Source organism: Neobacillus vireti, from assembly GCF_036962465.1.
GTDB classification, from domain to species: Bacteria; Bacillota; Bacilli; order Bacillales; family Cytobacillaceae; genus Neobacillus; species Neobacillus vireti_B.
The window spans coordinates 40,970-65,421 of the sequence record NZ_JBALNF010000062.1 but is presented as its reverse complement, the minus strand read 5'-3'; the positions used below and the strand labels follow the sequence as shown (position 1 = coordinate 65,421).

At 39.0% G+C, this 24,452-nt stretch carries 24 protein-coding genes; 10 read left to right on the top strand and 14 right to left on the bottom strand.

The genetic code is table 11. The features are described from left to right. Positions 1-21: 21 nt before the first annotated feature. Together V7077_RS22605 and asnB are read right to left on the bottom strand one after the other, a co-directional pair. A complete protein-coding gene (locus V7077_RS22605) occupies positions 22-1,527 on the bottom strand; it encodes an alpha-amylase family glycosyl hydrolase (protein ID WP_335506141.1) in 1,506 nt (501 codons plus the stop codon). A gap of 127 nt (positions 1,528-1,654) precedes the next feature. Then, positions 1,655-3,502, bottom strand: coding sequence for an asparagine synthase (glutamine-hydrolyzing) (asnB, locus tag V7077_RS22600; RefSeq protein ID WP_335506140.1), 1,848 nt, complete (start codon positions 3,500-3,502; stop codon positions 1,655-1,657). A 232-nt stretch (positions 3,503-3,734) separates the two neighbouring features. Here asnB and V7077_RS22595 point away from each other — a divergent pair, with 232 nt between their 5' ends. After that, complete coding sequence (locus V7077_RS22595; RefSeq protein WP_215040181.1) at positions 3,735-4,298, top strand: DUF2777 domain-containing protein; 564 nt, start codon at positions 3,735-3,737, stop codon at positions 4,296-4,298. Positions 4,299-4,441: 143 nt separating this feature from the next. Here V7077_RS22595 and V7077_RS22590 read toward each other — a convergent pair whose 3' ends face one another. Further along, positions 4,442-5,470: a ThiF family adenylyltransferase gene (locus V7077_RS22590; protein WP_335506138.1), complete on the bottom strand. Its 1,029-nt coding sequence runs from the start codon at positions 5,468-5,470 to the stop codon at positions 4,442-4,444. A gap of 210 nt (positions 5,471-5,680) precedes the next feature. Here V7077_RS22590 and V7077_RS22585 point away from each other — a divergent pair, with 210 nt between their 5' ends. Further along, positions 5,681-7,510: an aldehyde ferredoxin oxidoreductase family protein gene (locus tag V7077_RS22585; RefSeq protein WP_335506135.1), complete on the top strand. Its 1,830-nt coding sequence runs from the start codon at positions 5,681-5,683 to the stop codon at positions 7,508-7,510. A gap of 44 nt (positions 7,511-7,554) precedes the next feature. On the opposite strand, the gene V7077_RS22580 is transcribed toward V7077_RS22585, so the two are convergent. The 3 genes from V7077_RS22580 to V7077_RS22570 all read right to left on the bottom strand — a co-directional run bounded on the left by V7077_RS22580 (position 7,555) and on the right by V7077_RS22570 (position 8,573). After that, on the bottom strand, positions 7,555-7,827 hold the full coding sequence (locus tag V7077_RS22580; protein ID WP_335506133.1) for a hypothetical protein: 273 nt from the start codon (positions 7,825-7,827) through the stop codon (positions 7,555-7,557). A gap of 1 nt (position 7,828) precedes the next feature. Continuing rightward, a complete protein-coding gene (locus V7077_RS22575; protein ID WP_335506131.1) occupies positions 7,829-8,101 on the bottom strand; it encodes a ubiquitin-like small modifier protein 1 in 273 nt (90 codons plus the stop codon). A 112-nt stretch (positions 8,102-8,213) separates the two neighbouring features. Next, positions 8,214-8,573, bottom strand: a complete 360-nt coding sequence (locus V7077_RS22570; RefSeq protein ID WP_335506129.1) for a YisL family protein — start codon at positions 8,571-8,573, stop codon at positions 8,214-8,216. Positions 8,574-8,814: 241 nt separating this feature from the next. Here V7077_RS22570 and V7077_RS22565 point away from each other — a divergent pair, with 241 nt between their 5' ends. From V7077_RS22565 to V7077_RS22540, 6 genes are all read left to right on the top strand, one after another. Then, positions 8,815-9,036 carry a spore germination protein gene (locus V7077_RS22565; protein ID WP_098529793.1) on the top strand — a complete coding sequence of 74 codons (222 nt, stop codon included), beginning with the start codon at positions 8,815-8,817 and terminating at the stop codon, positions 9,034-9,036. Between the two features lie 18 nt (positions 9,037-9,054). Further along, positions 9,055-9,297: a spore germination protein GerPB gene (locus V7077_RS22560; protein WP_335506127.1), complete on the top strand. Its 243-nt coding sequence runs from the start codon at positions 9,055-9,057 to the stop codon at positions 9,295-9,297. A 101-nt stretch (positions 9,298-9,398) separates the two neighbouring features. After that, a complete protein-coding gene (gerPC, locus tag V7077_RS22555; protein ID WP_335506125.1) occupies positions 9,399-10,013 on the top strand; it encodes a spore germination protein GerPC in 615 nt (204 codons plus the stop codon). Next, positions 10,013-10,219: a spore gernimation protein GerPD gene (locus tag V7077_RS22550; protein ID WP_335506124.1), complete on the top strand. Its 207-nt coding sequence runs from the start codon at positions 10,013-10,015 to the stop codon at positions 10,217-10,219. Before gerPC ends, V7077_RS22550 begins: the two co-directional genes overlap by 1 nt. Continuing rightward, positions 10,200-10,589, top strand: coding sequence for a spore germination protein GerPE (locus V7077_RS22545; RefSeq protein ID WP_335506122.1), 390 nt, complete (start codon positions 10,200-10,202; stop codon positions 10,587-10,589). The genes V7077_RS22550 and V7077_RS22545 overlap by 20 nt, the downstream gene beginning before the upstream one ends. A 63-nt stretch (positions 10,590-10,652) precedes the next feature. Next, positions 10,653-10,871, top strand: a complete 219-nt coding sequence (locus tag V7077_RS22540) for a spore germination protein (RefSeq protein WP_335506120.1) — start codon at positions 10,653-10,655, stop codon at positions 10,869-10,871. Between the two features lie 35 nt (positions 10,872-10,906). On the opposite strand, the gene addA is transcribed toward V7077_RS22540, so the two are convergent. From addA to V7077_RS22515, 5 genes are all read right to left on the bottom strand, one after another. Next, positions 10,907-14,686, bottom strand: a complete 3,780-nt coding sequence (gene addA / locus V7077_RS22535) for a helicase-exonuclease AddAB subunit AddA (protein WP_335506118.1) — start codon at positions 14,684-14,686, stop codon at positions 10,907-10,909. Then, positions 14,679-18,164 carry a helicase-exonuclease AddAB subunit AddB gene (gene addB / locus V7077_RS22530; protein ID WP_335506114.1) on the bottom strand — a complete coding sequence of 1,162 codons (3,486 nt, stop codon included), beginning with the start codon at positions 18,162-18,164 and terminating at the stop codon, positions 14,679-14,681. Before addB ends, addA begins: the two co-directional genes overlap by 8 nt. Positions 18,165-18,319: 155 nt before the next feature. Beyond that, positions 18,320-18,874 carry a signal peptidase I gene (lepB, locus tag V7077_RS22525; RefSeq protein ID WP_335506112.1) on the bottom strand — a complete coding sequence of 185 codons (555 nt, stop codon included), beginning with the start codon at positions 18,872-18,874 and terminating at the stop codon, positions 18,320-18,322. Continuing rightward, positions 18,864-19,529, bottom strand: a complete 666-nt coding sequence (locus tag V7077_RS22520) for a TVP38/TMEM64 family protein (RefSeq protein WP_335506110.1) — start codon at positions 19,527-19,529, stop codon at positions 18,864-18,866. Before V7077_RS22520 ends, lepB begins: the two co-directional genes overlap by 11 nt. 29 nt (positions 19,530-19,558) lie before the next feature. Beyond that, positions 19,559-20,512, bottom strand: coding sequence for an LCP family protein (locus V7077_RS22515; RefSeq protein WP_335506108.1), 954 nt, complete (start codon positions 20,510-20,512; stop codon positions 19,559-19,561). A gap of 254 nt (positions 20,513-20,766) precedes the next feature. Here V7077_RS22515 and V7077_RS22510 point away from each other — a divergent pair, with 254 nt between their 5' ends. Further along, positions 20,767-21,132 carry a hypothetical protein gene (locus V7077_RS22510; protein WP_335506106.1) on the top strand — a complete coding sequence of 122 codons (366 nt, stop codon included), beginning with the start codon at positions 20,767-20,769 and terminating at the stop codon, positions 21,130-21,132. 4 nt (positions 21,133-21,136) lie between these two features. On the opposite strand, the gene V7077_RS22505 is transcribed toward V7077_RS22510, so the two are convergent. Beyond that, a complete protein-coding gene (locus tag V7077_RS22505) occupies positions 21,137-21,697 on the bottom strand; it encodes a competence protein ComK (RefSeq protein WP_335506105.1) in 561 nt (186 codons plus the stop codon). Between the two features lie 194 nt (positions 21,698-21,891). On the opposite strand from V7077_RS22505, the gene V7077_RS22500 reads away from it, so the two are divergent. Then, entirely contained in the window at positions 21,892-22,128 is a 237-nt protein-coding gene (locus V7077_RS22500) for an IDEAL domain-containing protein (RefSeq protein ID WP_335506102.1), read from the top strand. Between the two features lie 86 nt (positions 22,129-22,214). Here V7077_RS22500 and V7077_RS22495 read toward each other — a convergent pair whose 3' ends face one another. Further along, positions 22,215-23,486: a M48 family metallopeptidase gene (locus tag V7077_RS22495; RefSeq protein ID WP_335506100.1), complete on the bottom strand. Its 1,272-nt coding sequence runs from the start codon at positions 23,484-23,486 to the stop codon at positions 22,215-22,217. Positions 23,487-23,628: 142 nt separating this feature from the next. Then, positions 23,629-24,405, bottom strand: a complete 777-nt coding sequence (locus V7077_RS22490; RefSeq protein WP_335506098.1) for an enoyl-CoA hydratase-related protein — start codon at positions 24,403-24,405, stop codon at positions 23,629-23,631. Positions 24,406-24,452: the final 47 nt, after the last annotated feature.

The following is a 24,452-nucleotide window of genomic DNA, read 5'->3' as shown; positions in this document are numbered from 1 at the left end:
AGATGTTTCCGCCGATTTTAACTATTCTACTTTCACTTTTCTTCCACGCTTAATAACCAATAAAAGGAAAATCAACGATAAGACCCCCACTCCAACTAAAGCTGCAATAAAGGTAAAGTTAATCCCGCTTTTTTCAGTAAGGACATAGATTTCCGAATTATCCCGGTCTACTATAAGGATGTAATCATGATTGTGATTGCGAACTATATCCCCGGCCAGTAAACCACGAAGTTCTTTATCAGCGGCTAATTGCTTGTCCGTTAAAATTACCTTCTGTGATTTAGTGGAATTATTAATCGCAACAATTGACGTTTCACCTTTATAAACGCGCTTATAAACAACCATCCCGCCTCTATCATAGAGCATTTTCATGCTCCCTCTCGTTAAAGAAGGCAGCTTATTTCTTAATTCGGAAATTTTGGTTGTATAGTCAATCAGGTCCTTCTCTGTCCGGAAGTTCATTTGCCTGCGGTTATCAGGGGTTTTTCCACCATTTAAGGCAATTTCCGTTCCATAATAATAAATCGGTATACCTGGAGTTGTATATAGGTATGTCAGCGCAGTTTTCCAGCGTGAACCTGGAAATTGTCGTTTCTCCACGATATCAGCCGTAAATCTTTCCGTATTCTCATTATCAAAAAAGTTCGCCATTAATTCTGGCTTTATATCTTGATTTGAAGAAAAGTTCAGATCAGAAAAGGATTGGTTCGTGGTGGCAAACGCCTGTCTTAATTTCTTGCTTTGGGCATTATCAAATACGCTGTCAATTCCTGCTTTTTGATACTTAGCTGCATTTATTTGCGCATTATTCTGCGGGACACCCATTAAGAAAAAATCCTTCTTCTGTTTCTTAACGGCTTTTGAAAAATCAGTCCAGAAACTTAATGGAACTTGATTGACCTCTGGCAGGCTATACCCATCGATATCCGTTTTAGAAATCCACCATTTGGCAGCATCTATCAGATATTTTTGTACTTCAGGGTTGTCCTGATTAAGATCGGGCAAACCATCTATCCAGCCATTTGTCCCATCAGCCATTTCCTGATTAGGGTGATACCAATCCTTTTTAGCAGGATCACTTACCCACGGATGATTAGCAGCGGTATTATTAGCAACAAAATCAATAATAACTTTCATTTTTCGCTTATGAGCTTCTTTTACAAGCTCCTTAAAAGTCTTGATTGCGCCAAAATGCTCATCAGTTTTATAAAAATCCTTTACCCAATAACCGTGGTATCCATTTGTGGTATTATCAAAGATTGAAGTTAACCGAATGGCTGTAAAGCCCATATCATGTATGTAATCTAATTTGTCAATAACACCCTGAAAATCACCGCCATTGTACGCTAAAGGGTTTTTGGCGTCTACATTAAAATCATTTTTTATATCCCCATCATTAAAACGGTCCACCATAAGTGAGTAAATTGATTCATCCTGCCATAAGCGGTTTTCCTTTTTTATTTCTGCGTGAGCAGGAAAGCTTGAGCAAAGTAAAAAGGTTAATAATAAGAACGTTATTTTTTTCACGGCTTTTTCCTCCTTAAAAAAAGGAAGAGGAAAGGTTCCCTCTTCCACTAAACATTTTAATCTAATCCTGCTTTTATTCCAAATTTTAATAATAATTTTTAAATAAACTTTCTTGAAATGGAAACGCCTAATTTACAATATTTATATGATAATTCTTAAACCATGTATGGAACTGAACAAGATAAGCTAATAATTGCGGACCCGTCATTAGCTGGCCGAACCACGGCTCCTTAAATGAATTCCCACCGGTCTCCACAATACTTTGAAGCTGTTCCTTTTGGAAAAACTCATGCAATATCGAGGATTTATCTTGTAAGATGGTACCCATCCATTTTTGAATAGCGGCTGTATATTCCGGATTGTGTGTCTTTGGATATGGACTTTTCTTCCGATATAGGACTTCTTCAGGTAAAATTCCTTCAAAAGCTTTGCGGAGAAGTCCTTTCTCTCTGCCCCGATACATTTTCATGTCCCAGGGGATATTCCACAAGTATTCTACAAGACGATGGTCGGCAAATGGTACCCTTACCTCAAGGCTGGCCCCCATACTCATTCTATCTTTTCGATCAAGTAATGTCGTCATAAACCAAGTCATATTAATATAGAATAATTCTCTCCGCTTTGCTTCTTCAAAGCTTTCGCCTTCCAATTTTGGCGTTTCAGCAATAGCCTGTTGATACTGGTTCATAGAAAATTCACTTAATTTTAAGTGATCCCGCCAATACGGCTTCAGTAGATTTTGCCGCTCATTAACGGAACGCATCCAAGGAAAACCTGGCCTCTCTAAATCCTGTTTACGATGAAACCACGGATATCCACCGAAAATCTCATCTGCACACTCTCCAGACAAACTGACAACAAAATCTTGTTTAATTTCTTTACAAAACCAAAGCAAGGAGGAATCGACATCTGCCATTCCAGGAAAATCTCGAACAGCAGTGGCCTCAACAAGGTCATGAACTAATTGGTCTTGTGAGATGGTTTTGTTGTGATGCTGGGTAGCAAACTTTTCCGTCATCATTTGAATGAATGTTCCGTCTGCATCTGGCTGAAATTCATTTGAAGTGAAATATTGGTCATTACCTTCATAATCAATTGAATAAGTATGAAGCTGCCCCTTCCCTTGATCAGCGAATCCTTTTGCCGCAATCGCTGTAATAATACTGGAATCAAGACCGCCTGATAAAAAGGTACATAATGGTACGTCGGAAACAAGCTGTCTTGTTACTGCGTCCGTAACTAAGTAACGTACCTTTTCAGCTGTTTCCTCCACATTTTCTTTATGTTCTTCACTTTTTACATTCCAATAACGCCATACCTTTAAGCCATTTCGTGACAAAGTTAAAGCATGGGCAGGCCGTAGTTCTTGCATCCCTTTGAAAATACCAGATCCTGGTGTTCTAGAAGGACCTACTCCAAGGACCTCTGCCAGCCCCTCATGTGTGATCTCTGTTTTGATTTCTGGATGAGCTAGAATAGCCTTAATTTCTGATGCAAAGATAATCCCTTTTTGATGTTCTGTGAAAAATAACGGTTTGACGCCAAGACGGTCTCGTCCGATAAAGAGCTGTTCTCTTTTTGGATCCCAAATGGCAAAAGCAAAGATTCCATTTAAATGATTGACGCACTCCTCCGCCCATTCTATATAGGCTGTTAACAGTACTTCTGTATCAGAATGACCTTTAAAAGAATATCCTTTAGTAAGAAGGATTTTGCGAAGATCTTCAGTGTTATATAATTCTCCATTGTAGCAAATGGTGTAATCAAAACCCTCTTTGTGTTTGGTCATCGGCTGTCTTCCACCTTCAGGATCAACCACGATTAGTCTTTTATGACCGAAGCCGACGTGTGTTTCCTGCCAGATATTTGTTTCATCTGGACCTCTTTTTGCCAATGTATTCGCCATTTTCACAAGGGTTTCCGTTTCATTTTTTATTACCTTATTAAAATTAACCCATCCTGAGATTCCGCACATTCGCATCTCACTCCCTTACAAATAAATAACTGAACAGGTATTACATGCTCTATACTATTCAGCCCAGATTAAATGGTTAATTGTCCTATATAGAATGATACAAATGCTACATGGAACGCGGATTCTTCAGGATAAAATTTTTTATACTTAAGATTTTAAAAGAACCTGGTTATAAAAAGACAGGAAGATGTCAAAAAAGAAAAATGAAAGCAACTGTGTACGGAGGTTAGCGATGAATCGACAACAACGATTAAAACTATATGATTTTCAACAACGAGCTTACAATGTAGGAACCGTTGAACAAATAAATGATCAATGGATCTTTTTCGATGAGGAAACAGAAGAAGCCACGATGTTAGATGATTTTGTTCATCAAGAAATTGAGGTTTTCCGGCTGAACCGTTGGAAGAAAGGGATAGTAGGTGAACCGGGGAAAATTCATTGTGGGAAGGAAGCGATTATGCTTCGTGATCACGATACGATTAGAATGAAAAAACATTTAATATACTCTCTTGAGCGCCTTTTGGATGGAGTGAATGATGATGCTTTTTTCCAGTTTGTTACAACATTAAACTCTTTAAATTTTTCCATATATGACTGCATCTACTGTTATAACCATTTATCCTTCTTATCGGACGAAAATCGAAAAGATGGAGTGAATTTTATGGTATTTGACAATCAAGAACAAATTTGTAACGTACAGCATCATTTTTGCTACTTTGAAAAGGTCAATGATCGATTTGAGTTCACGTTAAACACTGGGAAACGGTTAGTAATTGAGAAAATGATTTCTTAATTAAGAAAAGTGGGTGTCCCAAAAGCATATTTTGGGGCACCCATTTTTTTATACATTAAACTAGTCTGTTGATTTCCGCTCCAATTAACAGGGTGTGAAAAAATCACTCAACAACTGCCTTTTCGGTCAGCCTCTTTTATTTTTTAACTCCCTATATATTTTGCGTAAAGCTGTTTAGCTTTTACACTATCACTTGTCCCATGGATAAGAACGCGGGCATCTTTAAAGACCACAATGGTTACTCCATCATCCGGTGAAAAACGGAGTAAAAATTCGTTAACTGATACTTTTCCGCTTTTTCGAAGGTTCTCGGCTGTCTTCTTTAGATCTAACTCTCTTTTATGTCTTGGACTGATTTGCACTGTATCGCGACCGCAAAGTGTTGTATAAGCTACCTGATGGCCTGAGGAGCGGTCTAAAAAATCAAATTGGCCTTGTGCACATGTTGGACAATTAGGATTCCTGCCTTGTGAAATATCCATTTGCATCGAAGATTGGTCCCAAATGTCAATTTGTTCTAGATTAGGAGTGGTTTCTGCCCCAACTAGTAGCTTCATTGTTTCCATTGCCTGAAAAGATCCGATGATATCAGTTAAGGGGGACAATACTCCCACAGTATCACATGTCTCTCCATTGCCGCTCGGAACATTGGGAAAAAGACAACGGTAACAGGGGGTTACTCCCGGTTTAATGACAGCAAACATTCCCCGTGAACTTACTGCTGCCCCATGTACCCAAGGAATCCGATACTTGACAGCAACATCATTAATTATAAAACGGGTCATAAAATTATCAGTTCCATCGACTATAACGTTCATACCTGTTAATAACTCTTCGGCATTGTCCAGATTTAAGTCGGCTATTACGGCATCAACCATAACCGTCGAATTGATATCCTTTAACCTTTTTTGAGCAGCGATCGCCTTTGGCAGCTGCCCGCGCGCATCCTCCTCGGTATAGAGAATTTGCCGCTGCAGATTGGACCATTCTACTAAATCTCGATCGATTAACCTTATATATCCTACGCCAGAGCGGACAAGATGATTGGCAATTACCGTACCAAGTGCCCCTGCTCCAACGATTGCCACTCGGCTCCTCAGCATATTCTGTTGTCCTTCTTCCCCAATACTAGGAAAAAGGATTTGTCTCGAATACCGTGCTAAATCCTTCATGAGCATCCTCTTTTCTATAACCACTTCAGGTCCAGCTATAATACTATTATCTTATCAAAAAATTATCTGATATTACTTAACTTTTTTAATTTTAATAAGAATTAGAAAAGTGTATAATAGAAATTGGATAAAAAGCTAAATATTGGAGACATTTCTTAACCTTCGGTTAGGAGATTCATATAAAAAGTTTAAAGGAAAAGAGGGGAATATATGAGTATTGGCGGTTTCAAAAACAAGGAAGTTCTAGTCGATTTAACAAGTGGTACAGTGGATTACAGGACTATTAATGAAGAAGATGCCAAAAAATACATAGGCGGCCGTGGTCTCGGTGTCAAATATGTATTAGATAATGGCCCAGAAGTCGAGCCATTATCCGCTGATAACATTTTATGTTTTATGACAGGCCCTGTCACAGGTTCCCGTTCCTCCATGAGCGGACGTCTTTGTGTCGTAACTAAATCACCGCTTACGGGAACAGTTACGGATTCTCACATTGGCGGATGGACCGCAGCGCGGCTTAAATGGGCAGGTATTGATAATCTTATTTTTAAAGGAAAAAGTGATAAACCTGTTTACCTTTTTATTGAAGACGGCAAAGCAGAACTCCGCGATGCATCTACTCTTTGGGGAACCAGTACAAGAGCATTTATTCAGGCTATGAAAGACCAATACGGTGAACAAGACCTAAGTGTAATGACAATTGGTCAAGCTGGCGAGAATACGGTTCGTTTTGCCTCTTTCATCAATGAGCATGACCGTGCTGCCGGTCGTGGCGGAACAGCCGCAGTGGCTGGCTTTAAGAAATTGAAAGCCATTGTCATTAAAGCAGCCCAAAAAGGTAATATGCCTGCACCTAAATTAGAGGCTGAATATAAAGAAGCCAATAAGAAAGCGGTTAAAGCCATACTAGACGGCGGCTTAACTGCACCTAACAAAGGTGGATTATCCGTCTATGGGACGAATGTGCTTACAAACCTAATCAACGAAGTGGGAGCGCTTCCAACAAAAAACTCACAACTAACTCACTGGGATGAGGCAGAAAAACACAGTGGTGAATATGTTAACACCAATCTTCGTGTAGCTAATAATACCTGCCATGCCTGTCCGGTAGGCTGCAAGATTGAAGTGGAAGTAAAAGATGGTAAATATAAGACGCGCGTTGAGAGTGTAGAGTTTGAATCTGCCTGGTCACTTGGCTCTAACTGTCTTTTAAGCGACGCCGAAGCAATTTCTTATTTAATTGACCGCTGTAATGAATACGGGCTCGATACGATCGAACTTGGCCATTGCTTCTCCGTAACAATGGAAGCGTTCGAAAAAGGGATAATAAAGCAAGAATTAATCTGGGGAGACGCTGACTCCATGATTGAATTAACAAGAAAAATTGCCCTGCGTGAGGGCTTTGGCGGCATTCTTGCCGAAGGTCCTGCACGTGCAACAGCTGCTTGGGGTGCACAACACCTTTCCATGTCCGTTAAAGGTCAATCCATTCCTGCCTACGATCCACGGGGAATCCAAGGTATCGGACTTGGTTATGCCACTAGTAACCGTGGTGCCTGTCACTTGCGCGGCTACACTGTAGCTAGTGAAATTGCAGGTATCCCTGAGCCAACCGATCGATTAAAACCGGAAGGAAAAGGTGAACTATTAAAAATATTCCAAGATATGCTGGCATTTTCAGATTCGATGAATATTTGTAAGTTCTCTTCTTTCTCGGAAAATGCCGAGCATTATGCAGAGCAGTACAGTACCATGACTGGAATACCAATGACGGCTGATGACGTGATGAAAGCCGGAGAAAGAATTTACAATCTTGAGCGTTACTATAATAACCTTGCAGGCTTTAATAAACGTGAAGATGATTTCCTTCCAAAACGGTTTACTGAAGAACCTGCATCTGGAAACAGTGCAGGTCATGTAAGCCGGATGGATATTATGCTTGAAGAATATTATCAAGTCCGCGGCTGGAAAGATGGATTAGTCCCTGAACAAAAGCTTCGTGAATTAGGTATTATCGATTCTGAAAGCCAATTAGTTTAATATGACAAAAAGCATCTGCGAAGGTAATGTTCGCAGATGCTTTTCTATCCGCCAATCCTAGTTGTTTTATAACGATAATTTTTCATAACCTCATTTAACGTATCCTCATCTTCAGCAATAAAACGGACCCTTACTGCATTAACCTTAAAGATGGCCGTAAACGCAAGTTCCTCTTCTGATAAAATCTGGCCGCTCCACCCCTCAGCCTCATATATTAAAGGAAAAGTATCCGTTACCTGAATGGCCCCAAGTTCCTGAAAATACATGCCAAGATGGTCTATATGGATCCCCCGAAACTCTAAATCTATTTCTGCCATATCAGCCTCCGGCTACCGGTGGGAAAAGCGCAAATTGATCTTCATCCTTCACCCTTGTTTCAAGGTCATCAAGATGAATGATATTCCTTCCATTTACATACACATGAACAAAAGGAAGCAGCCTTTTTTCAGTCGTAAAAATTTCAGCATGTAACGCTGGAAACATTTCTACCATTTTATCTAAAACATCGATCACTCGATTACCGTCAGGACTTACCTCGACGATTACTCCTCCGCATATTTGCCGGAGATTAGCAAACACCTTCACTAGCATATGTATTCCCCTCCCTCTCTAAATATTAAAACCAAACATTAAAGTTGTCACTACTATATCGTTAACATTCCCTAAAAAAAAAACTGCCGAAATTACTCCGGCAGCTTCATTTTTACGGGTGTAAAAATGACATTGGCAATTTTACAAACCCTAAATATAGTACTAGTAACCATGCAACAACAAACTGAATCCAAAAAGTAGAAGTTCTTCGCTTATGAATGATTCGGCTAAGAATCATTTCAAATAAGCCAATTACCCATAATCCTACAACTGCTTTTAAAATATACCATACATCAATTTTGTACACTGAGAATAGAAGTCCTACCCCTGTCGCAATGATCAGCAAGTATAGAACCCTTAAGATCATTTGAATAATTTTAACTCCCTTTGTTTTGCCACTTTTATTTAATGAAATGGCCACAAAGAATAGAATAAGAGCTAAAAGCCATGCTGTAATATGTGCATGAATCACGATAATTCCTCCTTATGTATGTCCTGCTCGCAATTATCATACCATAGGAGAGGTAAAAATACGAAAATAAGTAAGGCATTTATCGTAAATAAACACTAGCAAACAATTAAATTTTGGGCATATGATTCACATTATAACAGCCCAGACATAAGATAATAAAGTAATTCTATATACAAAAATATGACCTACCACCAAATGTTACTAACGATTAAAAATTGAAATTCAAAAAAGGGTGTTGTTTATGCCAGCGATTGTTGGAGTTGCACAGGTTATAACACTGGGGAGCAGTTCCGTTTTCCATATTGGTGATGTCTATAAAATCATGCCGTTCGCTACCGCTAAAACATTTTCTGGTGCTGGTTCCTTTAATACCGGCGAACAATTAAACGTTCATAACCAATTAAGTTCAACAAATACAAGTGATCCAGATGTCATTGATCAAAATAATTTCCTTAATATGTAATGATTGGGGGATTTCATAATGAATTTTTATATCCAGCAATCCATTCATATTAATTTTATTAAAGTTGGCGGGATCACCAATTCCTCTGTCCTGCAAATTGGCAGTGCTGGTATAATAAAACCCCAGGCCAATTTATATAATACAGGAGGCTTCACCAAACCGGCACCGACAGGAATAAAACCTGGAGGACTAATGGTCCCCCAAGGAGAGCAAATTTTAGCACCCGCTGTCCCGTTACAAGCTGCTATTAGAAAGACATAAAAAAGGTCCTTTCTTTTGATGGACTATAAAATTAGCAAATCATTTGGTCCCCCTGCATATAGTTAGAACACAAGGGAAAATGGCTGGCGGGGGTGATTCTTATGTATCAGGATCTTAATCAGTACCTTCAATGGATGCAAATGTATATTCAAGCTCAAGAGCAGAGGATTTCTTCATTAGAACAAACCGTAAATAAATTACAGAAAGAATTAAAGCAAATTCAGGAAAAGCCCGTGGTCCATGTCGATAGAATTGAATATAAATTTGATCAATTGAAAGTAGAGACCCTCGAAGGCACGCTAAATATTGGCTTAAATCCTAATGATTTATCTGGAATTGAAGACTTTGCTGTACAAAACCAGTCATTAAATACTCCTTTATCCTCTAAGGAACAAATGCAGCGATCAATGGAAGTCGAGAAAGCTATTTATGAATATTTAGAAACGGACTTACCTCAAATTATTGTCGATGCCCAGAATCAGTTATCGATTCAGCCAAATGATTCTTATGTAGCTTTTATTAAGGAAGATATTATTCGACAGCTTCCTAACAGAATAGACTTTCACCTAAAGGCAAACGCCGCAAGAGTTCGTTCGGAAGAAAAAAATGATTCGGTTGATGAGATTGTTATTAATTCCATCAAACAGGAAATCCAAAATGGTGTATGGACCTTTTTGAGTAATTTACCAGAAAATATGAAAGGAATGAAGCCGTAATGAACTTTGAAGTTCACAACCACATCCTTCATGTTGAAAATATTAAAATCATCGGTGTTGCAAGTTCTTCATTATTTATGGTCGGAGATGTTGAAACAATCCAATTATCTTCCGTTTTTGATACGCCGGCGGAATCGCTGATCATTGGACCGTTTGTTCCTTTGGAACAGGATGTGACGCCAGGCTATGCTAGCCCGAACCTCTAGTGTTGACCACTTGTTTGTTAACCAAGTTGCCTTCTCTTCCATCATTCAACTTGGAGATTCATGTTACCTAAATGGATTTTCACGGGCACTTGCCGTCCAAAGGGAAGTAGAATTTTTTAATGGAAACGAAGGCAATTTTCCTTCTTATGCGATTTTTAGAATGCCACTTCCACTCCCGCCAATTAATGAAGCCATTTCAATATCGCGATACAATGCTACACCTCTTATAAGAGTTAATAAAATTCATGTTACCGCGGTCTCGAACTCCTCTATCTTACATGTCGGCAATACTAAACATGTTTCGATGGAAGTAAGGATTAAGCATATCCGTCAACTTCTCCCTCGTGGTGATGAACAAGACACGAAATAACAGCATAAGTTATCATCAAGTAAGGTTTTTAGCTGTAAGTTCAAATTGTAAAGGATGTTTTTCATGCCAGCAATTCTTGGTCCAGTGCAAATTGTTAATGTAGCCGGAGGAATTGTACAATTTGGTGATACCGTTTATATTTCTCCGAAAAGTAGTTCTAAAACATATTCCGGTTCCGGAGGATTTAATACCGGAGGAATCATTGTGACGAATAATGGCTTAAGCGGTACCAATGTACTTGACACAAATCTAATTGATCAGCCTATTGCAGGCAATAATTAAAAATGACATAAACCATAATGGTCTATGTCATTTTTTCATTTTTCCAGTTTCAAGATGTGGGCGCCGTCAAAGAAAAATAAATATCTTTCCGTCACATTTCTTTTCCAAATCTGTTCTATCGCTTTTGTGTATAAGTTAATTTGTAATTTATATCGTTTTTCAAGGATTTCCTTGGCCTGTGGAAAGCCCCCTTTATACCTGTCTGTTATTCCATCAGATTTATAATCAATTAGCACAAGGCCATTTTCATCCTCTAGGATGCAGTCTATAATCCCTTGTACGAACACTGATTCATCCCCCTCATGCCAATCAGGATAAACATCATGTGCAGGTAAGGAAACCGTAAAAGGAACTTCCCGATGAACCGTTTTAGCTTTAAAAAACCTCTGTCCGAGCGGTGAAGTAAAAAATTGAGAAATTAATTTTGCATCAATTACTTCACCTTGTTCAGGAGTTAATAATTCATTGTTTACCATCCAGTTTAACTGTTCACCAATTGCTTTTTCATTCACTTCTTTTTTCAAATCCACATGCTGCATGACCATGTGCATGGCTGTCCCGCGTTCAGCGGGGCTTAACTGTTTCTCCTGCATGAACTTAGGCCGTTTCAAGATGGACTTTTGAAATCGCCCAAGAAGTTCTGTACTGCTGTATTCATCTGTTAGTTCCCGGGTACGTTTTATTTCAGAAACAGATTGCTTTGAACGATGGCTGGCAGCACCAAGGAAAGGATATTCCCATGTAAGCCGCGCATGTATTTCATCTGCTAGTTTTGATTCAGATGGCACCTGCTCTAAATTTTCGACTTTTTTAAGCAGTTGGTCCTCTTCATTTTCAATGGAAATAGCCTGTTGTTTTATTTCATCAGCATGTTGTAACGTGATTTTCCAGGAAGATGGATGGTTTGAAATCTCCGGCGGTACCTGCCAATTTCCCTCACCTGCTTCAAAAAGCCCGCTAAAATCATGATGCCGGATGAGTGCAGGTCCAATCCAGTCCATATAACTCGTGGCAGAAGCCCTTTCATAGTCCTTCAATAGCCATTCATTATGGGAGGAAACGTCTTTCCACTTGTCGATTTGTTTGCTGGCATCTTTTAAAGTTGCGGTCACATACAGCTTTTCTTTTGCCCTTGTCATTGCCACATATAACACACGCATTTCTTCAGCGAGCATTTCCATCCTTTTCTTCTGTTTAAAGGCGATTTGTGGCAGTGATGCATAAGAAATCCGTTTTTCGGCATTCACATATTTCGCTGCAAATCCAAGCTCTTTATCAAGCATAAATGATTTACGAATGTCAGTCATATTAAAATTCCGTGCCATTCCCGCCATAAATACAGCAGGAAATTCCAATCCCTTACTGCTATGGATGGTCATGATTCGAACAACATCCTCTTGCTCACCAAGTGCTCTGGCCGCGCCAAGATCGTCTCCTCTATCCATCATGCGCTCAATAAATCGCAAAAATCGAAACAATCCGCGGAAAGATGTCTGCTCATATTGACGGGCTCTGTCATATAAAGCGCGTAAATTCGCCTGCCGCTGCTTTCCGCCAGGGAGCCCGCCAACAAAGTCATAAAACTGAGTGTCACGATATACCTGCCAGATCAGTTCTGAGAGCGAACCTTGTCTGGCTATCGTCCGCCATTCTTTTAACAAGTCAAAAAAAGCACGAACCTTATCATAAAAGTGTTCATTTACTTCAGCTGTTTTACTTAAACAAAAGGCTGTAACAGCCTCCCAAAACGAACCGCTCTTCCTGCCTATCCGAATTTTTGATAGTTCCTCCTCGTTTAACCCAACAATTGGGGAACGCAAGACAGATGCAAGGGGAATATCTTGGTACGGATTATCAATAACCCTAAGAAGTGACAACATAATGGATACTTCTGTCGCTTCAAAATAACCGGTTGATAAATTGGCATAGATAGGAATTCCTTGTTGTTTGAACTCCTCCATAAACTGGGGGGCCCATGTCATTGAGCGGAGAAGGATCACCACATCCCGATACATTAAAGGTCTTTCTGTTTTTGTTTTGGCGTTATATACAGGCGCCCCAGCGCTAATCAGTTCTTTAATTTTAGTTGCAATCACCCTAGCTTCTAGCTGTGATTGTTCCAGATCAGCTATGTCAAATTCTACTATATCTGTTTCGTCGTCTGTTTCCACTTCTTTAGGCTTATGACCTACCGTATTTTGGTCAATGATCAATACCTCTACTGGATATTCACTGTCTTCAGGATATGGTGCACCGTTTCGAAGTTCAGCAGCCTCATCGTACCTGATTTCTCCTACTTTGACCCCCATAATCTGTTTAAAGAGATAGTTTGTAGCATCAAGGACCTCTTTCCTGCTTCGGAAGTTTTGAGCCAAATCAATTCGGAGCCCGGATGCAGACCCATCCACTGTGAAACGATTATATTTGGAAAGAAAAAGCTGTGGTTCTGCTAAGCGAAAACGGTAAATGGACTGCTTTACGTCCCCAACCATAAAAAGATTACCGTTTTCTTCCTCATCTCTTGCCACCAGCTTCAAAATGGTCTCTTGTACCATATTCGTATCTTGGTACTCATCGCAGTATACCTCATTAAAATGGAGCCGATATCCGCGAGCTGCCTCTGATGGAAAGAATTCACCTTCCTCCGAAACTCCTTCTGTTAAAATAGCAAGACAAAAATGTTCAAGGTCGTTATAGTCGACCAGCCCCTTTTCCTGTTTTGCCTTTGCAAACCGTTTGGAAAACTCTTTTACAAGGTAGACTAGTGTTTCAATTAATGGACGCATTTCTATCATATCCCGTAAAAAGCTTTCAGGACGTCGCGAAAAAAGTTCATCTTTTATATCTTGTATTTTTTTCTTGGCTTTGTCCCGCAGTTTCTGGGCCTTTTCTGTTAACTCCTTATCAAAGTGATCACCCTTTACCTGTTTAGCCCTTGTGAAAGACCAAGTTTGCATGGCCTGGTAAAGTGTGTTCCATGAATCCTGCTCAGCTGTAATTAAGGTGTCAATAACCTGTAAATCATCTAAAAAGTTTTCTGCACGAGGTGCCGGTCCATTGGGCAGTTTTGTAAGTTCGAGCGCTTGCTCAATCATTTCTTTAGCTGCTTCTAATTGCAGTTTACTATCAAAAAGAAGTGCTTCAATAAAAGGAAGTTCCTCGATAGACGTAATTTCCTCCACTTGGTACATAGAAATAATTTTCTCCAAATAACTGTCAGGAAGAGGATTGGACTGAGCAAAGTCGTAAATGGAACGAACAATGTCCATTAAGGCGGCATCACTTCGGTCACTTGTAAACGAATCTACCAAATTAAAAAATGCTTCATTATCTTTCTTTCCATATTCCTCTTCAAATAATTCTTCCATTACTTCATCTCTAATTAATTGGCCCTCTGTTACATCAGCGATGCGGAAACCAGGGTCAATATCAATTAAATAATAATATTTACGGATAACTTCCATACAAAAAGAATGCAGCGTCGAGATGGTTGCCTTATTTAATAAGCTAAGCTGTTTTCGTAAATGTCTTGATTCCGGATTTTTGTCTATTGCCTTTTCTAATGCTTCCCCAATTCGGTGTCTCATCTCAGCCGCGGAAGCACTCGTAAACGTAACCACTAGTAACTGGTCTACATCAATTGGATCTTCTTTAGAGAGTATTTTTTGGATGATTCTTTCGACCAGTACTGCCGTTTTCCCCGAACCAGCGGCAGCCGCAACCAGGATATCCTTATCCCTAGCTGCAATGGCCTTCCACTGGTCGTTCGTCCAGGTTACCCCTTCAGGCTTTGGAGGAATCACAAGACTATTCATTTTCAGAAACCTCCCCTTTGATCAATCCTAATACCTCATCCTTTGAATGCGGTGTTAGAATCCGAAAATGATTATGATCAATTGATTCATCAAACTGACAAACAGATTTATAAGAACAGAAAGTACAAGCTGTTTTGTCCTTTAGTTTAAATGGTGATATATCAATTTGACCGTTAATAATGGCATTTCCTGTATTTTGATAGATGGTACGTACATGATTTCTTAGCTGATTAAATTCTTCTAAGCTGGCAACTTTTGATTTCTTGGATAAATTTCCATCTTTCTTGATGCCTGCTGCGACGATGTGTGAGTCGCCAGACTCTAGCGATTGGTCCATCAGCTGGATTACCTTTTGGTCGCTAAGCATTAATCCATTCATTTTAAACTTTTTCATGATTTCATTTTCAATTTCATCAATGGTCAGCATTTTCTTTGTATTAATAAAAGGATTATGAACATGAAAGTAAAGGACGCCTGCAGGGCTCGCTTTCATTTCCACCAATTCAGTAGAGTGTGTCATGACGATATCAAGGTAGGTCAGCATTTGTAAGGCTAAACCATAGTATACTTCTGTTAAATTAACATCTTTTTCACTTGATTTATAATCGATTACCCTTAAAAAGACACTATCATCCTCGGCTTTTGCTTGATCAACCCTATCAATTCGTCCAGCCAGTTCCATTCTCTTTCCATTTTTTAAAGAGAAGCTTAGCGGCGGCAGTTCCCCATTAGGTCCGAAAGCTAATTCTAAACCAATCGGCGAGAAACCACTTACCTTGGCATGATCGCTCAAAACAATCGAGGCACGGGTAATAATTTGTTCTAACTTCCGTTGAATATAATGGTGTCTTTCCGAGCTTAGCAGAATTTCATTTTGCAGTTTTGGCGCCAATGTTTTGACTGCGTCTTTGGCTAGCTGTTCACACTGCTGGCGAGTTAACTTAGCCCATGACAGATTCTGCCCATTTACGGTCTCAGCAATTTGTTTTAAAGCAGCATGAAATAATTCCCCAATATCTGGTGCTTCTAAACGAAAGATTTGCCGTTCACGAAGCTTTAACCCATGCTGCGCAAAATGAGAAAAGGCACAGCCATTGTATAATTCCATTCTTGACACGCTAGCTTGAATAATATCACCATATAATGCATCTGCCACCTCAGGGGACAATTGAACAGTCCCATTTGTATAAAAAAGACTCGACAATACTTTGGCGGCCTTATCTTTCCAGGAACTTTGGAGGTAGTAATTATACACATCCCACCACAAATCAGCGATGGGATAGTTTCTCTTTCTCCATTGCAGCTGTGCGTTTAGGTAGGACAAGGTGGTCGTAAAATTAGATACAAAACCTAACTGGCCCTTCTCGTCAAGCTCTGAAGGATCTGCAACATAGTAAGTCTCCTGTACGTCCGGGAACAAATCTTTAAGACGCTTAATGTAAGAGGAAGGAATTAAGGCTTTCCCTTCATCATTGGCAAGAGGATAGCTCACATAAAGAAACTCCGACGGTGCGATGAAAGCTTTATAGGCAAGAAAGTTTTCATCGAGCAGACGGGTTCGGCTGCTTGGTGCCAGATTCATTCCTGCAGCTAATAAAAGCTCTCGGTCCTCCTCAGCGAGAATGCCCTCATCGGAGATTTTTGCCGGTAATACCCCTTCATTTACACCAACAACAAATACTATCTTACTATCATTTAGCCGCGATTTTTCCAGGTCACCAATGAGAATTTGGTCAAGTGCAGGTGGAATAAGCGAAAAATGTAAGGAGTCAAAACCTGCTTCTAAAATGGCAGCAAAGGCTTTTAAGCTAACTTGCTCTTCCCCTAATATTTCTACATATTGATCAAGCAGGTCAACCACAGCATTCCATACTTGTTCATGCTCCCGCATTCTTACAAGATTTCCATTTTCCTCAGCAGCCACCTTCCAATTTTCTAGTTTATCGGGTATATCCAATTCTTCTAAATATAAATAAATTGCCTCACAAAGCTTTCGTCCGGTATCAGCTTTTTTCAAGCGTCTGGACAAACGTAAAATTGGCGCTGTAATCAGGAGCTTTAATTCATTTAATTCATTCTCTATCTCCTTTTCAGCATCGGTCTGCCCGCTCCCTGTCAATTCAAGCCCTCTAATTCGCCGATAACCCCAGCGGTCCTTTTTGGTCCATTTGCTGCCATTAATTCCATAGGCTAGGCAATAATTTTCAAGCCTGTCCATCTTTTCGCGCATTTTAGCAGCATTCTCCTGAAGCGGATAGAGTAATTCTGTTTTAATCGCTCTAAATACCGGTTCATAGCGCCAAAAAGAGTTAATGATTTCTAGCGTTGAACGAATTAATTCAATTAAGGGATGATTGAGCATGGTTCTTTTCTGATCAATAAAATATGGTAGTTGATAATCGTCAAAAACAGGTTCGATCACTTCATGATAGTCGCCGCCGTTTCTAATTAATAATGCAATATCACGATAACGGTAACCGCTATTTTGAACTACATGACGGATTTCCCTGGCAATCCCTTCAATCTCTGCTCTTCGATTAACTGCCTGACTAATTTTAATTTCAGCGGCTCCATGAAAAGGTAAAGCAGGACGGGTATCAAAATGTTTCTCTAAATGACGGATGGAGGGAGATGCCCACTTTTTTTGGTCTGTGAGTATGATTGGCGGGTCTATTTCAATCCCCCATGTTTTAGCCATATCAAAAAGGCTGTAACAAGCATTTGCCGAAGCCCGGAATAAATCGAGTTCATCTGGTGCTGAATCAATGGATACACGATCTGTTGTCATCGAAATAGAAACTTGTTTACATTGTTTCATTAATTCAGCAATGATTTGAAATTCCTGCGGCGTAAAACTGTAAAACCCATCAATATAAATTTCCGCTTCTTTTAAATAGGCCGAGGCAGAGATCTTCTCGGCTAAAAGACGGAAATAATCTTCTGAATCAATATACTTTCCAAAAACTTCATCCTCAAATTTTGAATAAACCTTCTCTAAGTCTGTTAACTTATCATGCAATGCTTGACCATCGGTTCCAAGGTAAGTGGATTTTTGGATCAAATCCTCCGGGCTGATACAATACCGTTTAAATTCAGTAATCATTTGTTCAAGCTGCTGAACAAATCCATTTTTATCAGCCGCACGCTGAAAGATATTTAAATTTTCCTTTTGTTCATCAATTATTTTACGAATTAACATGTTCATGCCTACACTACTTAAATGGTAACGGGTTATTCCGCCTGTTTCTTGCAGAATTCGCCATGCCAAACGGGAAAAGCTGAACACCTGAGCACGTATCATACCGCCAACGAGCGAGTCTGTCGCCAAACGATACTCTGTTAAAAATGTCATTTGTTCCGGTACGATATAAATAATCGGATTTCCTTCCGGATTTTCTAAAAGACGGTCACGGATTTCATTGAGGAACAATGCCGTTTTTCCGCTCCCGGACCGGCCGGTAATCATTCTTAATGACATTAGAAAACCTCCCCTTTCCCTAAAACTCTGTATCTCTCATTCTATCACAAAAGAGCACAAATGTTTGTATTTTCAGTTGGATGGGTTTTAACCAATAATGGTAAAAACTTCGAAAAAAAACACGATTTTATCTAATCGTGTCTCCGTCCTTTTTATTAGAAGTGAACATTTATTTCATTTAACGGCCAATACCGCAAATCAACTTTACCGACAACTTGACTGGCATTGATAAAGCCAAATTGCCGACTATCCCAACTCCCTAAGCGATTATCACCAAGAACGAATAATTTCCCTGCAGGCACAATATTTTCACCGGTAATTTCCTTTAAACTAAAATCTCCTGTTAACTTCAATCCAGGGGATTTCTTTTTATAAATATCTAAGAAGGGTTCTTCATATTTATGGCCATTTATATATAACGTATCATCCCGATACTCAATCCGATCACCTGGCAGACCGATAATCCGCTTAACAAAGTCCTCTTTTTCATTCGCATGAAAGACTATCACATCAAATCGGTTTAACTCACCTACCTGATACCCTAGCTTATTGACAACTAGTTTGTTTCCGTTCTGGAGAGTCGGCATCATCGATTCGCCTTCTACTATATAATTAGAAAAAAAGAAAGTTCGAATAAACGCAAAAATAACAATTCCAATCGCAAAAGCCTTAATCCATTCTAACCCTTCTTTTTTCCATTCAATCTTCATTGACACTCCTCCGTTTCTCCTTTTCTTTCTTTCTATCTATTTCTCCATTATGGTCAAATTCTAAACGCTTATTCATTTTAACTTCAATTCTTTTCCCTACAAACCAAAGAATAAAGATCACAATAAAAACTATGACCGTACGAAGAGGTTTGGTTATCAGTGAATGGAGATCATAACCGATAAAACTTATTGTAAATATCATCACCATTTTCCCAATACACACGGCCAGCATGTACTGAGCCAAGCTGATTTTCGAAAGACCAGCAACAATGTTTACTAGTGCTGATGGGGTAAATGGAAAACATACTAGTAGAAAAAGAGGGCCAAACCCGTGACGTTCCACCCAATCCATAAGTTTGCGGACTTTTGGATGTTTGGGCAGAAAAGATAACAGCCGTTTTTGCCCAAATTTTCTAATAAGAAGAAAAACAATAATTGCACCTAAGCAAGCCCCAAGCCAAGAATACAAAAAACCCAGCCACAGACCAAAGGCATTGGCATTTGCCATTACAAATACAAATAAAGGGAGAAACGGCAAAAATGCTTCCACAATAATCAACAAGATGCCTGGTATCGGACCAAGAGCCCGATACTCCTGTATAAGGCTCATGATATGTTCAAGTGTAAACCAAGCTTTAAGTGTTTCGAAGTCCATACCGCTTTTTCTCCTTTATTAAATAAATCCTACTGTGTTATAAATTGATGGAGCGCCTGTTTATTTTTCTCAACATCAATCTCAAGCACCGCTCCTTCTCCACTTATCCGCGGCTCTGTAAAGCTATTATCAATGGGAATTCGAAGGGTTTCAATATTTTGGTCACCTGTAAGGAATTCTTTAGCCATAAATACTCCATCAGTGGTTGGCATATTTGTATTTATATACGGTGTAACCACCCCAATAAGTTTGGGAAGTTTGGCAACCGTTTTAAGTCCACTTAATTGATCCTTTATGGCCTTTATTGCTTTCTGTTGTCGTTCAACACGTCCAAAGTCACCTATCGCATCATGACGAAAGCGGACGTAACTCAGCATCTGGGGACCATTTAGTTTTTGCTGACCAGGCTCTAATGGAGGATTAACATTCGCTGACATTTTCTTTTCCACATTCATTTCTACACCGTTTGGAAATAATTCATCGATAAGCTGGGCAAACCCTTGAAAATCAACAATAGCATAGTATTGCAAATCAATATCAAAATTTTGCTTAATCGTTTGCCTCATTAATTCAGGACCGCCGCGTGCGAAAGCAGAGTTAATTTTATGTTTAGCATGACCAGGAATGGAAACATAGCTGTCCCGCATAATCGATGTTAGTTTGAAGGTCCCTTTATTTTCGTTATAATGGAGAATCATTATGGTGTCGGAGCGGGACTTTTCATTTCCTCGTGCATCACTGCCAAGCAGCAGGACATTTGTATCCCCATACTGATCTTTTTGCCCTGAAAAATCATAAACCACGTTTGTATCTTTTTTATCATTGTTGAGTTTTTTTAATGATTGATTAACCCCTTGTTTATATTGATAATAAGCATATCCAGTTACTCCACCTAGCAACAGCAGGCACACAAGTAAAATGGACGGCCACCTTTTCTTTTTCTTTTTTTTATGTCTATCAGCTCTCATTTGTTTATTATCCATTCGTCCACGTTATCCCTTCAGTTTATATGACGGTGTTATTCTTTTTTTGTATCCTCATTTTAATTCATTTTCCCCTATCCAAACTCCTTCTATTAATAAAAACTTTCTCATATCTTTCTTTATTTTTGCAACAAAGAAAGCTTGTCATCTGACAAGCTTTCTTAAACTAATCACCTATTGCATTTTTCAGTCTGTTTTTGATAAAATTAATCAAGAACACCTGTTCTATTTTCATTAAAGGGAGAAGATGAGTAATGACCAGAATTCCGGAGGATGAGCGTGACATCATGGAAAAGGCCATTTATTTACCAATGGTCCTTATTATCCTTAATCGTGATTTAAACGTTGTAACAAACAGCCCTTTTAAATTAAAAAAACCTTATTTAAATTTAATAGAAGAAACCATGAAGAAAATTCAACGCGAGTTAGCTGAGGTTAAACAGTATATGAAGAAGAACAAACTACAGGTAATTGAGACAAACCGGGATGAAGCTTTTACAATGTATATGTTTATCTACAAAGGCTACGAAGAAAACCATAATTATTTTAATCCAAGAATTCGAAACAAAGTTCAGGAGTTATTAGAAACATACTTATCCAAAAGAGACATTTCCAGATAGTTACTTATTTTCTTTCATTCAAATAAAGTTCATTGCTTTCTGATGCCTTTGAAGGCTTTGTCTCATGGAGTAAAAAAGCTAATTTTTTCTTACTAAAGTCCACTCTTTGCATTAGCTTCATTTGTAAATAAGATGTCCGCAGCATTTGGGTATTAAACGTATTATAGGAAACAGGGAAAATGTGAGTTTGATTATGGCGGAAGATAACCAATGTTTCCCGTGCGGAAACACGCCGATAATCTTTGATATGTTCAGCGAAGAACCAGATACATTTTGGGCTCTCTGGGGAAGCGGTGCAGAATGTATAGATGTTGTTAATGGGTTCAATGACAATTGGAAGCTTACGTGAATAGTCAATTAATAACCGTGTCCCTTTCCTTCTGCCTTCATAATCTACACCATAATAAGCGCAACTTTTTTGAATGATAGTAAATGGTTTTAGCGGAGAAAGAATTTCATCATCCACTTCACCAATTACTGAGAATAGCCTATTTCCATACTCTTCTGGTTTTATATACATGGTACAAGAATTTACTATATAGTCTCCCGTTTGTTTTTGCGGCAAAATCTCAACCCCTTTTGTTACATTTTATCCACCATATCTTACCACCTTTTACTTTTTACTCCCTTAATTTCGTTGAATTGTTCCGAAAGTATTCACAATTATTTGTCAAGAATAATATTAACAGAAAATTTTAAATATTATTGATATTATGATGAAAAAACCATATACTTTAAAAAAGCTCAGAGGTGATTTTCATGAATGATAAGTCCTACCAAGAACTAATGAAAATTGGTGCCATGAAACGAACCCGTATGAAAGAGAACTTCGTCCAGGATTTATACATCGAGATGCTGCTTTCGGAAATCCAGTTGAATGTTGAAAAGGAAAAGTTGCTGCGTAAAATCGACAAGGCCATTGATACTCGGGACAAAAAGACCTTTCAGCTTCTTTCTAATGAGCTAATTAAGATTAACAAGCGATTCGGAACCTAATATGCTCGACCGCTGAGAAATTGGCGGTTTTTTTTATTGTAAAAGAAAAAGCCCAAGATAAATCTTAGGCCACAAAGGAATCAATATTATTGGTTTCGATGGGTAATTTCATATTCTTCTAACATAGAAATTCGATCCAGCATGGATGGATGGGTATACCTGAATATTTTCACCAGTAGTGGCGGGTTTACCTCACTTAATCCAGACCGGGTTAATTCTTGGAAAGAACTAATAGCGGCCTCCGGGTTTTTGGTCATTTCGATGGCATATTTATCAGCACGCTTTTCCTCATAACGTGATGCGAGATTAGTTAGTGGGCTCGCAGAAAATAATAGCATGGATAAAATCATAAAAAATAACGGCAGGGAACGAATATCTCTTACATCATCTATTTTCAGTTCCTTGCCCCATTTTCTTACGGCCCAGTTCATTATTTTGTATGTTAAATATAGTCCCAGCAGGGATAAAAGCAAATAACCCGCTATTCCAAAATAAATATGTTTTTCAACATAATGGCAAATTTCATGAGCCATTATAAATAAAATTTGGTTATCATTTAACCTGTTTAATGTTGTATCCCAAAGAACAATCCTGGCATTCGAGCCAATCCCGCTAACATAAGCGTTTAAGGCGTTTGTTTTATCCGCCATGTTGACCTCAAAAACATGCTGTGCTGGAATATGTGCTTTCTCTGCCAATGCTAAAATTTTGGTTTCCAATTCCTTATTTTTAAGTGGATAGAAATCATTGTATAACGGGTCAATTACAACCGGCTGCAGGAACATCATAAATAATGTAAAAGGCACGGATAACAGCCAGCCATAAAGCCACCAGCGCTTTTGGCTTTTTTTCATTAACCAGTAAAGAACTGGGACAATAATCAGCCATGTGCCATAGTTAATCCAGAAATCAATTAATTCATCTTTCATCCAGGAAGCAAATGTCTGGGTTGAAATATGATAGGTCTTAGATAATGAATAGCTGATATAGTTCAACGGAAAAGTAGCTGCAAAGGCAAACAAGGATAGCCAGATTAAATAAATTGGCATCCGCAGTGCCTTTACCTTTGCTGATTGATCCGCCCAGCGCTTAAAGGCCTTTGAAAACCCAAATAAAAGAATAAGAAAATAAAAAAGCCATTCAAAGGGAGTAGATAAAAAAAACAATAAATTTCTAATCTTTGAATACTCTTCGCTTAAATCTAACTCCCTTCCATTAAGGAAAGTGGATGGATCTGCTTTGGAGCCTTGATATTCAAATGGTAATGAGGTATTAGCAAAATGGAATAAGTACCAATAAATAAACAAACCATATAAACAAAAGGCCAAAACCGCATAGACCCCCATTTTTCGTACCATGATTCTGTCCCCCTTTTTGTACAACCTCTCTATACCTAGTTTAGTTTAAAAAGGCGGAATTAGAACTAGGAAAACGAAAAGAAGGTCTGAAACTTGTTTGCTTATTTTTCTCAAAAAAAATAACATGGTGACAGGCACCATGTTATTTTCCTTTAAAGTTTGGTTTTCTCTTTTCGGAAAAGGCTTGTAATGCTTCGATGCGGTCCTCCGTTTTGAGGGTGACCTCATATGCCTTCCGTTCGATTTGCAGACCTGTATGTAAGTCGGCATTCATTCCATTCTTAATTGCAAACTTAGCCTGCTGCAGGGCAACTGGCCCATTTGCTAACAGCTCAGAGCAAAAAGAAAAACATTCACTTAGCAAATTACTTTGATCGACTACTTTTGTTAGCAGCCCATAATGATCTGCTTCGTTTGCGGTAAGCCGTTTTGCCGTCAGGATGAGTTCCAGTGCTTTTGCCTGCCCAACCAATCTAGGAAGACGCTGAGTTCCGCCCGCACCCGGAATAATGGCCAAACTTGTTTCTGTTAATCCCATCACAGCACTCTGGGCTGCAATTCGAAAATCACAGGCTAAAGCCAGTTCCATCCCCCCGCCGAAGGCAAAACCATTTATAGCCGCAATCGTCGGCTGAGGAAGCAGGTCAATATCGTTAAAAACCTCATTGATTTTAAATAAATTTCTCTTCACTTGCTCCTCGGTTAAATGTTTTCGCTCTTTTAAATCTGCGCCTACGCTAAAAGCCTTCTCCCCGGCACCAGTGAAAATAACCGCCCGTACATCTTGAGTTATTCGAATAAGTTCTATTTTTTGTTTGATTTCTAGTAGAGTGTCGTAATTAAAAGCATTCAATGCTTCTGCACGATTAATCGTGACGACTGCCACATGATTTTGAATCTCAAGTAATACTCGCTCCATTTTTTCTCCCCTCCCTTATTAGAGAATTCTAAAAAGGCAGGCAAAAT

Coding starts and splice junctions, on each gene's coding strand:
- asnB (WP_335506140.1), bottom strand. CDS start 3,502: ATGTGCGGAATCTCAGGATGGGTTAATTTTAATAAGGTAATAAAAAAT.
- V7077_RS22595 (WP_215040181.1), top strand. CDS start 3,735: ATGAATCGACAACAACGATTAAAACTATATGATTTTCAACAACGAGCT.
- V7077_RS22590 (WP_335506138.1), bottom strand. CDS start 5,470: ATGAAGGATTTAGCACGGTATTCGAGACAAATCCTTTTTCCTAGTATT.
- V7077_RS22585 (WP_335506135.1), top strand. CDS start 5,681: ATGAGTATTGGCGGTTTCAAAAACAAGGAAGTTCTAGTCGATTTAACA.
- V7077_RS22580 (WP_335506133.1), bottom strand. CDS start 7,827: ATGGCAGAAATAGATTTAGAGTTTCGGGGGATCCATATAGACCATCTT.
- V7077_RS22575 (WP_335506131.1), bottom strand. CDS start 8,101: ATGCTAGTGAAGGTGTTTGCTAATCTCCGGCAAATATGCGGAGGAGTA.
- V7077_RS22565 (WP_098529793.1), top strand. CDS start 8,815: ATGCCAGCGATTGTTGGAGTTGCACAGGTTATAACACTGGGGAGCAGT.
- V7077_RS22560 (WP_335506127.1), top strand. CDS start 9,055: ATGAATTTTTATATCCAGCAATCCATTCATATTAATTTTATTAAAGTT.
- gerPC (WP_335506125.1), top strand. CDS start 9,399: ATGTATCAGGATCTTAATCAGTACCTTCAATGGATGCAAATGTATATT.
- V7077_RS22550 (WP_335506124.1), top strand. CDS start 10,013: ATGAACTTTGAAGTTCACAACCACATCCTTCATGTTGAAAATATTAAA.
- V7077_RS22545 (WP_335506122.1), top strand. CDS start 10,200: ATGCTAGCCCGAACCTCTAGTGTTGACCACTTGTTTGTTAACCAAGTT.
- V7077_RS22540 (WP_335506120.1), top strand. CDS start 10,653: ATGCCAGCAATTCTTGGTCCAGTGCAAATTGTTAATGTAGCCGGAGGA.
- addA (WP_335506118.1), bottom strand. CDS start 14,686: ATGAATAGTCTTGTGATTCCTCCAAAGCCTGAAGGGGTAACCTGGACG.
- addB (WP_335506114.1), bottom strand. CDS start 18,164: ATGTCATTAAGAATGATTACCGGCCGGTCCGGGAGCGGAAAAACGGCA.
- lepB (WP_335506112.1), bottom strand. CDS start 18,874: ATGAAGATTGAATGGAAAAAAGAAGGGTTAGAATGGATTAAGGCTTTT.
- V7077_RS22520 (WP_335506110.1), bottom strand. CDS start 19,529: ATGGACTTCGAAACACTTAAAGCTTGGTTTACACTTGAACATATCATG.
- V7077_RS22515 (WP_335506108.1), bottom strand. CDS start 20,512: ATGGATAATAAACAAATGAGAGCTGATAGACATAAAAAAAAGAAAAAG.
- V7077_RS22510 (WP_335506106.1), top strand. CDS start 20,767: ATGACCAGAATTCCGGAGGATGAGCGTGACATCATGGAAAAGGCCATT.
- V7077_RS22500 (WP_335506102.1), top strand. CDS start 21,892: ATGAATGATAAGTCCTACCAAGAACTAATGAAAATTGGTGCCATGAAA.
- V7077_RS22495 (WP_335506100.1), bottom strand. CDS start 23,486: ATGGTACGAAAAATGGGGGTCTATGCGGTTTTGGCCTTTTGTTTATAT.
- V7077_RS22490 (WP_335506098.1), bottom strand. CDS start 24,405: ATGGAGCGAGTATTACTTGAGATTCAAAATCATGTGGCAGTCGTCACG.